Source organism: Enterococcus sp. DIV0876 (assembly GCF_050529585.1).
Classification (GTDB): Bacteria; Bacillota; Bacilli; order Lactobacillales; family Enterococcaceae; genus Enterococcus_D.
In genome coordinates, this window is sequence record NZ_CP172882.1 from 700,614 (window position 1) to 716,819 (window position 16,206).

Sequence of the window (16,206 nt, forward strand, 5' to 3'; positions counted from 1 at the left end):
ATGAACACTTGAAACAAGGCGTTCAAAATAGCTGATCAAGCCATTCAATCAGCTTTTGGTAACAATAATCTGCAGTCGGATTTTGTTGCCGATCGAAATCATGTGCCGAATCTGACAGCCATTCAGTTTTTACACATGGCAAGCTTTCTGCAAATGTTTTTGAGGCCTGAATAGGGACATCAGGATCTTCTTGACAATGGGCCAAAAAGGTTGGTGGATAATGTTTGAAGTTCTGCAGTTGCTGATCTAAATAGCGTAATTCGTTGCGTTTACCCAAATAGGTGTGCCAATTGCCAAACTGTCTCGCTGAGAGATAGAGGGGGAAGCGAGTAGCTAGCGAACCTTCTGTCAACGGTACGGATTGGATCAATTCTTGTACCTCAAGTGGCGGAATCGTGGGAAATCGTTGATAGTAAGGAGATGGAGTGAAAAAAGCTTGATTTAGAATTTGTTGATAACCATAAAAACGAATCAAACCTATTTGGTAGGCTTGGGGCTGAGTTGCAGTCAATAGCGAAACCAAATATCCGCCAGCTGAGCGACCAAATAAAACATAGTCTTTATTTCCAAGACCACTATGCTGCCAGCCCTCATGTAAAAACCACTGAAGGGCTTTCTGTGTAGATTGGTAGATACGCATCAAAGATGCCTCAGGTGCCAATGGATAATCGAAAGTAAAGATGCTGTATCCAGATGTAAGAAATAATTGGAGATAGGATTTTGGTAGATCATTGCGATAACCGTATAGGAAACCACCACCATGAAAATATAAAATGGTCCCTTTGACATGCTTTGCGCGAAAAAGTGTCGCTTTTAAAGGCGTCTGTTGATCATATCCAAAAATAAAATTCTGTGTTGCTAAGTGATTGGTTCTTTTTTCTGTCATATAGATTTCTCCTTTCTTTCATACAGTCTGTTCCTATAGTATAGAAAGTGTAAGGGGTTTATTTAACAACGCAATGTACAAAAATTACAATACTTTTATCACAATTGAACAATGAATCAGCTAAATTATACGCTTACAATGAATGTATCAATCAAAGGAGGCACATGCAATGAATCTTAAACAGGAAACAGCAGCAATCATCGATGGATTATCAAACATAGGTGCTGATCCAACAGGCGGCATGACTCGGTTGTTGTACACAGATTCGTGGAAAGAAGCGCAATTATTCGTAAAAAAACAATTACAACATAATGGATTAGAGACTCGGTTTGATGCAGTTGGCAATTTATTTGGACGCTTAGAGGGCAGCAAGTATCCCGATGAAACGATCCTATCAGGCTCTCATATCGATACAGTTGTCAATGGAGGGACACTCGATGGTCAATTTGGTGTGGCGGCAGCAGTATTGGCAATCAATTATTTGAAAGAAACCTATGGTCAACCGTTGCGTTCATTAGAAGTGATTTCTATGGCAGAAGAAGAGGGCAGTCGTTTTCCAACAGTTTTCTGGGGCAGTAAGAACTTTGTTGGTGAAGCTCGGGCGGAAGATGTTCAAGATATTTCTGATTTTGAAGGACATCCTTTCGTAGAAGAAATGCGGCGTCAGGGTTTCGATTTTCGTGATTTGAAAGAAGGGGTACGCAAAGATATCAAAGCTTTCGTCGAAATTCATATTGAACAAGGCAGTGTGTTGGAAAAAGAACAGCTGCAAATCGGCGTTGTCAACAACATTGCTGGTCAAAAACGCTACACCTTTGTGTTGAAAGGACAAGCCAATCATGCTGGAACGACACCGATGGGGTATCGCCACGATGCTGTCTATGGGTTTGCCGATATTTGCAAAACGGTCATCGATCGCGGATTGGCTCTAGGTGATCCATTGGTGGTGACATTTGGCAAGGTCGAACCGAAACCAAATACGGTCAACGTAGTTCCAGGAGAAGTATTGTTTACCATGGATTGTCGTCACACAGATGGCCAAGTGTTAGATTCTTTTACAGCTGAAGCGGAATCATTGATCAAAGAGATTGCCGAAACACATGGACTAACAGTTGAAATGGATCTTTGGATGGATGAGCGCCCTGTTCCGATGGATGAAGGTATTGTGGCGATCATTGAAAAAGCAGTCAAAGCTTCTGGAAAAAAATATAAAGTCATGCATAGCGGGGCAGGCCATGATTCGCAGATCATTGCCCCACATTTTCCAACCGCCATGTTATTTGTCCCAAGTGTTGACGGCATCAGTCATAATCCAGCAGAAGCTACCCATATTGATGATTTGACTGCTGGTGTAGAAGTTTTGGCAGCAGCACTTTATGAATTAGCATATCAAGAATAGATAATCAGAAAGCAGGAAAGTAAATGGGTTATAAAAACAATAATACCGGCTATTTAGAAGGACTTCTCCAATCTAGAGCCATTATCAAAAAAAACAATTATGCAATTTTGCCCCATGATGGGTTAGTAAACAACGTGATTCCCGGGTTTGACCAATGCGAATGCTCGATATTGGGCTCGCAAAAATTAGGTGCCAGTTTTGTCGACTATTTGATTTCATTCAAGAAAGATGGGGCCAATACACTTGGCTTTGGTGGCCCCGGAATCGAAACTTTTCTCTATGTGATTGATGGGCATCTATCTGTGGGAGATGGTAAAGAATCCCATGACTTGCAGACTGGCGGTTATATTTATTTACCAGCCGGCGTGAAAATGTATATGAAAAATCTGGAAGACAAGGAGACAGAGGTCTTTTTATACAAAAAACGTTATCAGCCCATTGAAGGCCATAAAGCCTATAAAGTTACCGGCCATGTATCTGATTTAACGCCTATTCAGTATGAAGGAATGGGAGATGTTTTATTATGGGACTTTTTGCCAAAAGACCTTGGCTTTGATATGAATATGCATATCTTATCCTTTGAACCCGGGGCTAGCCATGGCTATATCGAGACCCATTATCAAGAACATGGGGCGTATCTGCTTTCAGGTAAAGGCATGTATAACTTAGACAATCAATGGTTTCCCGTTGAAAAGGGTGATTATATTTTCATGAGTGCCTATGTGCAACAAGCAGCCTATGGCGTTGGTCGGGATGAGCCGTTGTCTTATATTTATTCGAAAGATTGCAACCGCGATCCAGAAATTTGAGAGGGAGTAGAACATTATGGCAGATACGGTGATTGTTCAGCCGCAAGTGCTTGAACAGTTGATTCAACAGAAATTAGCAGCAGCGGGGCTAACTGATCAACAAGCAAAAATCGTTGCAGAACATTTGGTTTTTGCTGACGCCAGCGGTATTCATTCCCATGGTGCCGTCCGTGTCGATTATTATGCAGAACGAATCGCCAAGGGCGGAATGAATACAAATCCAGAGATTATTTTTGAAGAGACTGGCCCAAGCAGCGGGATCGTTCATGGACAAAATGGACCTGGACAAGTGGTCGTGTTGGAAGCCACCAAATATGCAATCGAGATGGCCAAAAAATCTGGCGTCGCCGCTGTCGGGGTCCGTCAAACCAGTCACAGTGGTGCATTGTCTTATTATGTAAAAAAAGCAGCGCAAGAAGATTTAATTGCTTTGTCTATGTGCCAATCAGATTCAATGGTTGTGCCATTTGGCGGCAAGGAGAACTATTTCGGTACCAATCCAATTGCGTTTGCTGCGCCGCGTAAAGATGGAGAACCAGTGGTTTTCGATATGGCAACGACTGTCCAAGCTTGGGGCAAAATATTGGATGCTCGTTCAAAAAACAAAGATATTCCTGATACGTGGGCGGTCGATGCGACAGGGCAACCTACCACCAACCCCCACCATGTCCATGGCTTGCTGCCTATCTCAGGGCCAAAAGGGTTCGGTTTGATGATGATGGTCGATATCTTATCCGGCATGCTGTTAGGCTTGCCTTTCGGTAAACATGTGTCTTCTATGTATCATGATTTGACCAAAGGTCGAGATTTAGGACAGTTTATTTTGTTGATTGATCCCCAGCGATTTACAGAATTGGACAGTTTCAAAGAATCTGTCGAAACGATGGTTCAAGAATTGCACGAAACGCAACCAGCTGAAGGCTTTGAACAAGTCTATTACCCTGGTGAAATCAATCAGCTGCATTATGCTAAGTACATGGCTGAAGGAATTCCGATCGAAAAAAATATCTATGCGTATTTGCAAAGCGATACAGTTCATTTCAATCAATATTCTGGAGCAGATGCTTTTGCCCAAACCGGATCAGGAGAGTGAGGAAACCCATGTTACACACAGTGATACAAAAAAATAACTATCAAGATTCAATCGTGTTGATGTTGTTGACCAATCAATTAATTGCTTTAGAGGGGGTCAACAATGCATCCGTTATGATGGGGACCCCAGCAAACAAAGATATTTTTAAAACTGGGGGGCTCTATACAGAAGATATGACAGCGGCCACTTCAAATGATATGGTGCTGGTTTTGGACATTGATGATGCGTCGATCATTGAAACAGTGATGACAGAGATCGACCGCTTTTTAAATGACCAGAGCAAAACCAATGAAGAAGAAGGTTCAGAAAGTGTCAAGACTTGGGAAAAAGCATTGTTGGCGGGAAAAGATGCTGATGTCGTGGTGCTTTCAGTGCCTGGTACAATGGCCGCTGATGAAATTGAAACGGCACTGACTGCAGGCAAACATGTCTTTTGTTTTAGCGATAATGTGTCACTAGCAGATGAAGTACGTCTAAAAAAATTGGCGCACAAAGAAGGCTTGCTGCTCATGGGCCCTGATTGCGGTACTGGGATCATCAATGGTATCCCTGTGGCTTTTACCAACGCAGTTCGTAAAGGAAAAATTGGTGTAGTCGGGGCTTCTGGTACTGGGATTCAAGAAGTGACTACGATCATCCACAAATTAGGTGAAGGTGTGACCCAAGCGATTGGCACTGGCGGCCGTGATTTAAATGAGTCTGTTGGCGGCATTACCATGAAAGACAGCATTGGGGCATTGGAAAATGATCCAGATACCGAAGTAATCGTGGTCATTTCGAAACCGCCGTCACCAGAAGTACGGAATCAAGTATTGGCTTTATTGAGAAATGGTAGCAAACCGGCAGTCACGATATTTTTAGGTGAAGCGCCCACCAATCATGAAGACAACCTCTATCGCGCCTACACGTTAGAAGAAGCAGCGCAAATATCAGTTCAATTGCTGCGTCATGAAAACGTTCAGTTGGCTGAATCGAAAGAAGCAGACGAAACGGTAGCTTTCACAAAGGACCAGCAACAAATCAAAGGATTTTATTCTGGTGGCACATTAGCGTATGAGGCAGCGATGTTGATTGAAGCCGGATTAGGTCTCTCAGCAGCAGATACCCATGATGCAGGTTTTATCTTGAAAGTTGATGGACATGAAATCATTGACTTAGGAGATGACATTTATACCCAAGGGAAACCCCATCCAATGATTGATCCAACCAAGCGTAAGGAGTTGTTGCATCAGGCAGGAGCGGATCCCAAGACAGCAATCATTTTATTGGATATCGTTTTGGGCTATGGCGCCCACCAAGACATGGCCAGTGAATTGGCGCCAGTAATCAAAGAATTGAAAGCGCAAGCAAAGAATTCAGGACGCGAACTAGCAGTGATTGCTACGATCGTAGGAACTGATCTAGATCCCCAAGATATTAATGAACAGACAGCAATTTTAGAGGATGCAGGTGTGATTTTATGTCAAAGTAATGCGCAAGCAGTCAAAAAAGCCTTGCAATTACTTGGTCACCCTTTACCACCAATTATGAGAGATTTATTGAAACGACGATTATCAGAAACGGAATCTTTTCCCGAACCATCCCCACAAGCATTGGCATTATTAGACAATGATAGCTTTATCAATGTTGGTCTGCGCAGTTTTGGTGAAGCAATTCGAGCCCATAGAGGGAAAGTTATCCAGTACGATTGGCAACCGATAGCGGGGGGCAATGTGATGTTGCAAAAAGCTTTGCGTTTTTTAAATCAAGTGTCATTGAAAGAGTAGGAGGGATTCGTTTGTACCAAACAATTGAAGAAGCAAACCAAGCAATTATTGCAAAAATCATCGCAGGATCGCCATTTTTAGTTGATGTTGTACCTGCTGTCAGTGTTATTCCAGAGTTAGCAGAAGGTAGGGTTTTGCTGCATGCAGGTCCGCCGATTCGTTATGACCAAATGATTGATCCAATCCAAGGGGCTTGCGTGGGTGCGGGCTTATTTGAAGGTTGGGGTGAAACAGAAGAAGAGGTACGTCACTTACTTGAAAATGGTGAAGTGACATTGATCCCTTGTCATCATGTGCAAGCTGTCGGCCCCATGGGTGGCATTACCTCTGCCCACATGCCAGTTCTGGTAGTCGAAAATACGACGGACGGCAATCGTGCCTATTGTACGATGAACGAAGGCATTGGAGCTGTGCTGCGATTCGGTGCGTATTCACAAGAGGTGATCGAACGGCTGCATTGGATGAAGAATACGTTAGCCCCAGTTTTGAGTGCAGCCTTAAAAACCAAGCCTGATGGTATGAATGTCAATGTGTTGGTGGCAAAAGCGATTGCCATGGGAGATGAATTTCATCAACGCAATATTGCTGCTTCACTGGTATTTTTGAAAGAAGTCGCACCAGCGATCGTAGCTTTAGCAGACTTTGAGAAGGAAAAACAGGAAGTCATTCAATTTCTGGCTGATACTGATCAGTTTTTCTTGAACATCATGATGGCTTCAGCAAAAGCTGTTTTAGATGGTGCCCGCAGTATCCAAGCAGGAACGATTGTGACAGCAATGTGCCGTAATGGACATGAGTTCGGAATTAGAATTGCCGGAATGGGGGATGAATGGTTCACGGGTCCTGTGAATACACCGAAAGGCTTGTATTTCTCAGGCTTTAGTGAAGCCGATGCCTCACCTGACATGGGAGATAGTGCAATTACAGAAACATTTGGTGTTGGTGGTATGGCCATGATCGCAGCACCTGCGGTAACCAGATTTGTCGGTTCCGGTGGTTTTCATGATGCGTTGAAAACGAGTAATGAAATGCTAGAGATTTGTGTAGATACCAATCCAAACTTTCCAGTACCAACGTGGGATTTCCAAGGCATTTGTCTAGGAATCGATGCCCGAAAAGTTGTTGAAACAGGTATCTTGCCCGTGATCAACACGGGCATTGCCAATAAACAGGCAGGCCGTGGTCAAATTGGGGCTGGTACCGTGACCCCGCCAATCGACTGTTTTGAAAAGGCTGTTTTGGCCTATGCGAAAAAATTGGGTTTTTCTGAAGATTAGAAAATAACTCTGTATTGGGGGGAAATCATGTTAGAAGCACAAAGTGTTGATCAGCAATTGTTTGCCCATACGTACGTGAATGGACTGTGGCATGTGCATAGCATGTTCAAAAATAGTTTTAATCTGCAAAATCAGCAAAGCAAACAATTGATCATGCTGACCTTTCAATCTGTAAGAGTGCCTCATGGTATCACTGTTTCTTATGCAGATTATCTCCAACTCACGGCACAGTTGAGGGTCGATATGCCGATTATGGCCCAACAACGTGTGCTGTATTTTCCGCAAGCCGCACTTTCTTTCCAAGATGCTTACAGCTATGAAACGACTTGGTCTGCCAGTGAACAAAGCGTTGATCAAAATCATCTTTTTTCAGTAATCAAGCAAGTAGAAAAAGAGACTGGTTTCCAGGAACCTTTGCAGCAAGTTTTTACTAGCCGACATGCGTTTTACCAAGCAATTGATTCCTTGCATGATCGGTCTTTTTACAAACAGCGTCAAGCAATTGACTTCCTGATTGGTAGAGGGATCGGCTTAACACCGACTGGAGATGATATGTTGGTGGGGACCCTATTGGCGCGCTATTTGACCCAGCAACAAGACCAACGCTTAGACAATTATCTGAAACGCAAAATCACCGCAGTCCATGATTTGACTACAGATGTTAGTCAGCATTATTTGTTACAAGCAATCGAAGGAAATTTTAGTCAAACATATGCAAAAGTCGGTCGCTGTCGGGATCAGCAGACCGCAAAAGACGTCATCCAAACGATCTTTGCAATAGGACACACCTCCGGGGCTGATTTTTTGGCAGGGTTTGTTCGCAGTCTATTGCATGTCAAACATTGAAAAGCGAGGGATAAACATGGCAAAACGCGTCGTAATTGCCTTAGGGGGCAATGCAATTTTAAAACCAAATCAAGAGGCAACGGTAGAAGCACAATTGGCGAATATTCAATTAAGTGCCGAACAGATTGCCAAAATCGAACAATTGGATCATCAGATCGTGGTCACCCATGGAAATGGACCGCAGGTAGGGAATATTTTGCGTCAAAATGAGGAAGCCAAAGCGGTTGTCCCACCGTTTCCTTTAGATGTCTGTAATGCGGAAACGCAGGGGTTTATCGGGTATCTAATGGAACAAAGTATCAAAAATAAAATCGAGCAAGAAGAATTGACGAGTAATGTCGTGACCTTACTGACGCAAGTGGAAGTCAGTCCGAAAGATCCGGCTTTTCAAAAACCAACAAAACCGATTGGTCTTTTTTATACCGCAGAAGAAGCCGTACAAATCGCTCAGCAAAAAAAATGGGTGATGGAAGAAGATGCTGGACGCGGTTATCGCCGAGTGGTTCCATCTCCTCAGCCTTTAACGATCCATGGTGTTGAAGCAATCGTGCATTTGCTGAATCAAAATACCATTGTAATCGCTGGTGGTGGAGGCGGGATTCCTGTTGTCAAAGAAAATCACGGCTTATACGGTATCGAAGCTGTTATCGATAAAGACCGAACGGGTAAAAAATTGGCAGAGCAAGTAGATGCCGATGTCTTTATGATGTTGACAGATGTCAGCAATGTTTATATCCATTACGGCAGCCCGCAACAGCAAAAATTGACTGGGCTGTCTGTCGAAGAAGCCCAAGCCTATTTTGATGCGGGGCATTTTGCTGAAGGGAGCATGGGACCTAAGATGGAAGCAGCGATTGCATTTGCCAAACAAGGTAAAACGGCAATTATCTGCTCGTTGGAAGAAGCAGACCAAGCGCTGCTTGGTCTGGCAGGTACACGAATTACCGGTTGATACTTCAATCTGGTTAGGCGTAGCCTTCTTCGGATAAGGCCAATGCTAATCGTAAATCAAGACTGACTGCCGGATCATGAACATTTTTGCCCAATAATTTTTGGCACTGTTCGATCCGGTATTTGATTGTATTGCGGTGGACAAAGAGGGCTTTGGCTGTTCGTGTGATCTCACATTGGAAATCTAAATAACAAGACAATGTTTTTCTTAGTTCAATCATATTGTCTTCATCAGGAAAAGCCAATTCATTCAAAATGGTGCGACAAAAATAATGAATATCCTCAGGACTCATTTTTTCAAATAAGCTGCGCATGCCCTTTTGATGATAAAAGGAGACTGGAGAAGTATGCAGTTGTCCTTTGCGTTCTTCATAAGCAGTTTTGGCTTCGATAAACGAGCTGGCAATATCGTCGATACTTTCATAGACACTGCCGACCCCAAAAGCGATGTCACAAGGCAAACATGCAGCTAAATCATTGGCTGTTTCAATCAAATGATTGGCTAAAGGGTCACATTTATGCTGTGTCAAAATTGCAAAATGATTGGTGCCTTTTAATTGAAAGAGACACACATCCTTGATGCGATGTGGCAACTGCTCGCTAAACCAGGTATAAGCCAAGGCACTTTCCTCTTGTTGGTATTTGACTTTTGCTTGTGTATTTTGACTGGGTTGGCACACACCATAAATCACACGATAATGGCGCGCTTTTACCAGACCATGTGCTTTGCCAAGTTCTAACCACTCTTTTGGTTGTTGTTTGGTGGATTGCTGATATTCAATCATTCTTGTCCAAAAGTCACTCTTGATGTCTTCTAAAGATTCTTGGATTTTGTGGTTTTTATACAACATAAAAGACAAGACCAATGCGGCTTGTTCGAGCGCAAACTCTGAAACAGGATAAGGAATAGCTTCTGGATTCAAGATCACCAAATAATAGGGAAAATACGTTGTTGTTTCAATTGCATAATATGAAATCTGAGACGTTTTTTCGTGCAGATCTGTGATGGGGATCGCACCACTCTTTTCACCAGTAAAGACGCCATTCTTCTGGGTTAGTTGATGCGCGTAGTATTCTGCTGGCTTGGACATGCGCGTGAAATGTTTTGAATGAGCAATCACCTTTTTAAAAGGGTTCAATAGGATGATTGGTGTGTTGACCATTTGACCAAAATCAGCGATAAAACGTGCGATACTCACATCTTTCATTAATGAAGCAGAAAAACGTTTTTGAATATCAAGGGCGTAACTTAGTTGTTCTGTCTTGGTGTGCCAGACCAAATTTAATAATTGATGCATCAAACGACCTAAAGGCATTGTTGCTGGCACTTCGACCAACGGAAATTTCTGCGTGGCAGCATAGGCAATGACGGTTGGATCGATCTCATCCAAAAAGCGACCAACTTTGATACCAAGTCCAGCTGCATTTTTGGCTATCAACGAATCAATCAAGGTACAAAGCTCTTGCTGATTATGCTGGTACACCATGGCAGTGGTTAAGATAAACGTGTCTTCAGGAATATAATGGGCAATATCAGGTGTTTCAGTGATTTCAATACTTTCAACCATACGCTCTGCTGTAACAGAAGGGGTTAAAAGCTGTAAATTTGAGAAGCGTGGGACAGCGAGTAAATCAGCGAGTGTTTTCATCAAAAATCTCCCTTAAAATATTGAACAAATTGAACAAAATTAGGCTCATTGTTAGCTCTATTGTACAACAATGATGGAAGCGTTGACAATGAAGGTACTAATCAAAGATTTTGAATAGAAATGAGGCGAAAAGATGTTTAATGAACTAATGATTCCTCAAAGAACGATTATGACCCCTGGTCCCGTTGAAGCACACCCAGTTGTTTTGCAAGCAATGACTCGACGTATTTTGGGTCAGTTTGATCCAGCATTTTTAATGATCATGGATGAAGTCAAGGAAATGATCAAACTGCCATTTGGAACCACCAATAAAGAAGCCTTTGCCATTGACGGTACATCAAGGGCGGGATTAGAAGCGGCATTGATTGCATTGATCGAACCTGGTGACAGGGTGTTGATCCCAGCATATGGACGGTTTGCTTATCTACTGGGGGAAATATGTGAGCGGGCACATGCAGAAGTCCGTTATTTGGAGAAAGAGTGGGTAGCACCTTTTGCACCGGAAACAGTGATTGCCGAAATTGAAACTTTCAGGCCTAAAATCGTGGCTATGGTTCATGGTGAAACAGCCAATGGGCAAATGCAGCCTTTGGCAGAAATTGGTACTTACTGTCGTATCCACGACCTATATTTTGTGGTTGACATGGTGGCGACTTATGGCGGTGTTCCTTTAGCAATCGATGAATGGTGTGTGGATATCGCAATCGCCGGTACCCAAAAATGCTTGAGTGTGCCGTCAGGCTTGGCGCTGGTGACCTATAACGATCGGGTTCAAGAAGTCCTCGATGCCCGCTACCAAAAAGAATTGGGGCTAAGTAAAACTGACCGCAACAAGAGGCATATTGTCAGCAACTATTTAGATCTGAGTCAATTGCAGCGCTATTGGAATGATGAACGAATCAATCATCATACAGAAGCAACCACCATGATCTATGCCTTGCATGAAGGGCTCAGAATATTGCTGCAAGAAGGATTGTCTAATGTATATCAACGGCATGCAATCAATGAATCTGCATTGTTGGCTGGTATCGAAGCGATGGGATTGACTATTTATGGTGCCGCAGAAACGAAAATGCCGACTGTCACGCCGGTATTCATACCTGAAGGCATCGATGGAGAAGTGATTCGCGAAGAACTCCTTTGCTCCTTTGGAGTGGAAATCGCTAGTTCCTTCGGTGACCTGAAAGGGAAGATTTGGCGGATTGGTAATATGGGGTACAGCAGCCGTAAAGAAAATATTCTTCATGTCTTAGCAGCACTTGAAGGCGCCTTGTTATATCATCAGGCACCTATCCATCCTGGGCAAGCTGTGCCGGCAGCATTGACACTTTATCAAGAAAAAAATATAGACCTTAGCACTTATGCACAAGAATAATTTGTCCTTTGTGAAAAAAAGACAATGAATCATCTAAGACGAAAATGTAAAATAACAGTATATTGAAGCGCTTACTAATTGTTTGGTGCACAAACTTTTAGGCGTAAATGTTGGAGGGAAAAAAATGGAAATCAACAAGGAACGTAGCGGTTTTGCTTATTGGAAACAAATCATCATTCTTTTATGTTCAGGTTGGGTCACGATTTGGATCTATCGCTCAGCCTTATCTCCAATCTATCCTCAAATCAACCAGTCACTTGGTGGGAACACATCGGATACGGCGTTAGGCTCCATAGCAAGTTTCTATTTCTTAGGCTATGTGATCATGCAGATACCTGCTGGCTTTTTGGTGGATAAAATTGGGAAAAAGAAAGTCTTGATCCCGGGATTTATTGTTTTTGCGATTGCTGCTTTCTTGATTTCACAAGCAGCATCGATCACCATGATTTATACAGGTAGTTTTTTGGCAGGGATCGGCTGTGGCTCATTTTATGGTTCAGCGTACTCGTTGACCTCGCAAAATATTCCTAAAGAAAAGAAAAGTTTTTCAACAGCCATCGTCAATAGCGGTTCTGCTGTTGGTTCAGGATTCGGGATGATTTTGTCTAGCTTTTTGGTCATTCAAATGAAAATGCCATGGCAAACGATGATGTACCTATCAGCATTTTTGATCGTGTGTATGACGATTGCTTTTGCTGTAGTCATCCGCAGCAATAAAGATGATGTTGCTTTTCAAACAAATGAACCGTTTGAAGAAGAAATTACTGAAAAACCTAAAGAAAATGTCTCTTTGTCCACCTTGTTTTCGTTAAAAATGTTGTTTACGTATGTGCTGTATTTTGCGACTTGTTATGCTTATTATATGACAGTGACATGGTTACCCAACTTTTTAGGTACAGAGCGTGGGTTCCAAGGGGTTGCGATTGGCTTTTCTTCATCATTGGTGGCATTCGCTTCAATTCCCGGGGCCTTACTCTTTAGCCGGTTAGCAGATAAATATATGCATAAAAAAGTTACTTTCATTGTTGTTTTAGAAATCTTAGCTGCGTTGATGTTATTAATCACTGTTCAAGCGACAAATGCTACATTCTTGATGATTGCGTTGATATTGTATGGTTTCTTGGGTAAATTAGCCGTCGAACCAATCATCATTTCTTGGTTAGGAGAGAATGCACCTAAAGTTGGGGTGGGTACTACATTAGGCGTGTTCAACTTTTTTGGGATGATGTCTTCCGTGATCGCACCAACACTGACTGGTTCAATTTCAGATGCCACTGGATCGAAAGTGATGGGTTTTTATATTGCCATTATTTTATTGGTCGGCGGCACATTTTTGTTCTTGACTGTGAACTCGAAGAAAAAAGTCAACTAAAAAAGCGAGGCGCTGCAAATGAAACGAACCAGAAAACTTAGTTTGACCAATCAAATCATGATTGCCACGGTATTAGGCATACTATGCGGGGTTATTTTTCAAGGTGCAGTCAGTGATTTGAAAGTCATTGGAGAATTGTTCTTGCGCCTGATCCAAATGTCCGTGGTAATTTTGATCATGGGCGCTGTTATTGAAGCCGTTGGCGGATTAGAAGCCAAAGAATTAGGAAAGATTGGGGTGAAAGTTTTCCTTTGGTTTATGGGGTCGACTATTTTGGCGGCTGTCATTGGTATTGTATTCGGACTTATCTTTCAACCAGGAGCGGGGATCGAGCATACAGCAGTATCGAATGAAGTGATCGATCTGGCAAGTACAAGTTTAGAAGAAGTAGTATTAGGGTTTATTCCTGTGAACATTGTTGAGGCAATGTCAGAAGCAAATATGATTCAAGTCATTATTTTTTCATTACTGTTTGGTTTATCAGTAAGCTTGATTAAAGATGATAAAAAAAATCAGGTTGTTCTGGATTGGATCGTAGCCTTTAATCATGTGATTTTAAAAATGGTGACTTTGATTATGAAAGTGGCACCAGCTGGGATCTTTTGCTTGATTGCTTCGGTTGTAGGTGAGTCTGGGGTCCAAGTATTAGGAACGCTGCTTCGTTTCTTGCTCACATTAGGCAGTGCCTCACTTCTTTTCTTGGCGATTTGGTTATTGATTATTGCTTGGTATTGTAAAGTCAATGTCTGGCGCTTGGTGAAAAATATGTGGCGCATGTCAGTGATCTCATTTACGACAACTTCATCAGCCGTTTCATTGCCAATCCAAATAGAAGATAGTCGCGAGAAGTTAGGTATTAGCGATCGAATCACAAAATTAGTGGTCCCGCTGGGTATGAGTCTGAACAGTAATGGTTTGTCGATGTTCTTATCATTATCTGTGATTACGTTTACCCAGTATTACCAAGTATCTCTTGGTGTAGGCGAACTCGTCCAAATTGTTTTGCTATCGACACTGGCCTGTTTAGGTACGATCGTTGTACCTGGTGGCGGATTGGTGGCATTGGCAACAGTGATGCCGATGCTGGGTTTACCAACTGAAAGTATTGCTTTATTGGCGGGAATCGACTGGTTTTCGGGTATGTTCCGCACCTTACTGAATGTGGATGCTGACGTAACCGTTGCACTGATCGTTGCGCATGATGAAAAAGAATTAGATTACGACACATTCAACGGCACGCCAAAACAAATAGAATCAAAAGGACAAATTGACTTATAAAATGTTAGAAGGAGGCTTCCCAAAAGGGCCTCTTTTTTCATTCGATTTGTTTAATTTTCTTAATCTATTGCAAGAAGCATTGTGAGAAAGGTCACGCTGTTTTATACTATTTTTATTGAAAACAAAAGGTGGATATTTCATGAAAGAAAGAAAAACAGTGATAATCCGCATTGCATTGGCAATCGGGTTGACATTGGTGGTGATCGGCTTAGTGGTTTGGTTTGTACTAGGGTTTTCATTGGGTCGTTTTATGGGCGATCAGACGCAATCGACGGCAGCGACGCAAACCAGTCAAACAACAATCAAAGAACAAAATGTGGGGTACTTCAACCAATTTTTACCTTTTGAAGGCGATTATACTTATGATCCCAGTACTGAAGGTGCCAACTTATTCTATGACTTGATGCGCTATTTTGCTTCCGAAAAAGTGGCAGACGATGTGCGGATCGAATCTTATAGTGTTAGCGGTGCGGCATATGAAGATGGGATTTTGACCGTCAAGTTTACTGTCTGGCCTGAAACGATCAATCGTGATCAGATGGTTGCTTATTGGGGGAAAGTGGCCGATGATGGCTCCGTCCGAGATATCTGCTGGCAAGTAACGATTGATACCACGAGTCAAGGTGACACGGCGATCACCAATGTTGCTACAGGAGATGCCAGTGTCATCACAGAAGACAACAATCAGATGACCAGTGATTCGAACAGCAATCAAACGATTGCCTACAAAACAGAGGTCGGCAAAGACCAACTCAAACTGACATATGATGGATGGAAAAACCAAGTGATTCTTCCTTATGCACTGTCAGATTTTTTCGGTGGTGAGTACAGTGGCGACAAACAATCGTTGATTGACCAAAGTTATGTACTGACCCCTGATCAAACAGGGTTTATCCGAACAGCTTATGCAAGTGACAATAGTGCCAAGGAAACTGTTTATTATACGTATACTGATGATCAAGGTAGCAGCTGGAAAGATGTTATCTTGGAAAAAGACGCAGCAGCGATTCGTTATCGCAAGGTCGCATTTGGTGAAGATGGCTTTGGCTATATCTTTTTGTCTGGAGGCAGAGTAATGAGCCAAGAAGGTTATCTATCTTATATCACCACAGACGGCGGCAAAACTTGGACGGAACATCAGGTCGTTAAAGGTGTCAGCAGCTTATTGACAGATGCGTGTTACCTAAATGAACATGTCGGCTTCATGAGTTTAGGTGGGGTAACGCCTTCAGCACCTAGTCTATATGTGACAACGGATGGCGGGAATACTTGGCTGCAATCATCCTTTGAGATGCCAGATGACTTGGAAAAAGTCTTTGTTGTAGCGGAAGCGCCATACGAAGAAGATGGTGTGTTGAAAGTGAAAATCAATCAAGGATCGATGGGGGATTATAAAGGCGGCAGTGTCAAAGGGATTTTTATCTCGAAGGATCAAGGGGTGACTTGGACATTTGATCACGAAGAAGCAGCCGATACAACGGAAGCAGGATGATTTCTTAAGTTTC

The 16,206-nt window shown here is 42.6% G+C and carries 13 protein-coding genes; 11 read left to right on the top strand and 2 right to left on the bottom strand.

The features are described 5' to 3' along the window. Positions 1–22: 22 nt before the first annotated feature. Positions 23–886 (bottom strand): alpha/beta hydrolase, encoded by an 864-nt coding sequence (locus IGI41_RS03290; protein WP_430611302.1) that lies wholly within the window; start codon positions 884–886, stop codon positions 23–25. Between the two features lie 169 nt (positions 887–1,055). Between IGI41_RS03290 and allC the strand changes: the two genes are divergently transcribed. The 7 genes from allC to arcC are packed head-to-tail and all read left to right on the top strand — an operon-like array spanning position 1,056 to position 9,028. Then, a complete protein-coding gene (allC, locus tag IGI41_RS03295; RefSeq protein WP_430611303.1) occupies positions 1,056–2,285 on the top strand; it encodes an allantoate deiminase in 1,230 nt (409 codons plus the stop codon). 23 nt (positions 2,286–2,308) lie between these two features. Next, positions 2,309–3,094 carry a (S)-ureidoglycine aminohydrolase gene (gene allE / locus IGI41_RS03300; protein WP_430611304.1) on the top strand — a complete coding sequence of 262 codons (786 nt, stop codon included), beginning with the start codon at positions 2,309–2,311 and terminating at the stop codon, positions 3,092–3,094. Positions 3,095–3,110: 16 nt separating this feature from the next. Then, positions 3,111–4,187, top strand: a complete 1,077-nt coding sequence (allD, locus tag IGI41_RS03305; RefSeq protein ID WP_430611305.1) for an ureidoglycolate dehydrogenase — start codon at positions 3,111–3,113, stop codon at positions 4,185–4,187. Positions 4,188–4,195: 8 nt separating this feature from the next. Next, on the top strand, positions 4,196–5,953 hold the full coding sequence (gene fdrA, locus IGI41_RS03310; protein ID WP_430611306.1) for an acyl-CoA synthetase FdrA: 1,758 nt from the start codon (positions 4,196–4,198) through the stop codon (positions 5,951–5,953). A gap of 11 nt (positions 5,954–5,964) precedes the next feature. Next, a complete protein-coding gene (locus tag IGI41_RS03315) occupies positions 5,965–7,230 on the top strand; it encodes a DUF1116 domain-containing protein (RefSeq protein WP_430611307.1) in 1,266 nt (421 codons plus the stop codon). A gap of 27 nt (positions 7,231–7,257) precedes the next feature. After that, complete coding sequence (locus IGI41_RS03320) at positions 7,258–8,076, top strand: DUF2877 domain-containing protein (protein WP_430611308.1); 819 nt, start codon at positions 7,258–7,260, stop codon at positions 8,074–8,076. 16 nt (positions 8,077–8,092) lie between these two features. Then, a complete protein-coding gene (gene arcC, locus IGI41_RS03325; RefSeq protein WP_430611309.1) occupies positions 8,093–9,028 on the top strand; it encodes a carbamate kinase in 936 nt (311 codons plus the stop codon). Positions 9,029–9,041: 13 nt separating this feature from the next. On the opposite strand, the gene IGI41_RS03330 is transcribed toward arcC, so the two are convergent. Continuing rightward, positions 9,042–10,676: a PucR family transcriptional regulator gene (locus tag IGI41_RS03330; RefSeq protein WP_430611310.1), complete on the bottom strand. Its 1,635-nt coding sequence runs from the start codon at positions 10,674–10,676 to the stop codon at positions 9,042–9,044. A 133-nt stretch (positions 10,677–10,809) separates the two neighbouring features. Here IGI41_RS03330 and IGI41_RS03335 point away from each other — a divergent pair, with 133 nt between their 5' ends. The 4 genes from IGI41_RS03335 (at position 10,810) to IGI41_RS03350 (ending at position 16,193) form a co-directional block, all read left to right on the top strand. Further along, complete coding sequence (locus IGI41_RS03335; protein ID WP_430611311.1) at positions 10,810–12,051, top strand: pyridoxal-phosphate-dependent aminotransferase family protein; 1,242 nt, start codon at positions 10,810–10,812, stop codon at positions 12,049–12,051. Between the two features lie 124 nt (positions 12,052–12,175). Beyond that, positions 12,176–13,423 (top strand): MFS transporter, encoded by a 1,248-nt coding sequence (locus IGI41_RS03340; RefSeq protein ID WP_430611312.1) that lies wholly within the window; start codon positions 12,176–12,178, stop codon positions 13,421–13,423. A gap of 18 nt (positions 13,424–13,441) precedes the next feature. Beyond that, on the top strand, positions 13,442–14,701 hold the full coding sequence (locus IGI41_RS03345) for a dicarboxylate/amino acid:cation symporter (RefSeq protein WP_430611313.1): 1,260 nt from the start codon (positions 13,442–13,444) through the stop codon (positions 14,699–14,701). A 139-nt stretch (positions 14,702–14,840) separates the two neighbouring features. Next, a complete protein-coding gene (locus IGI41_RS03350; protein ID WP_430611314.1) occupies positions 14,841–16,193 on the top strand; it encodes a WD40/YVTN/BNR-like repeat-containing protein in 1,353 nt (450 codons plus the stop codon). Positions 16,194–16,206: the final 13 nt, after the last annotated feature.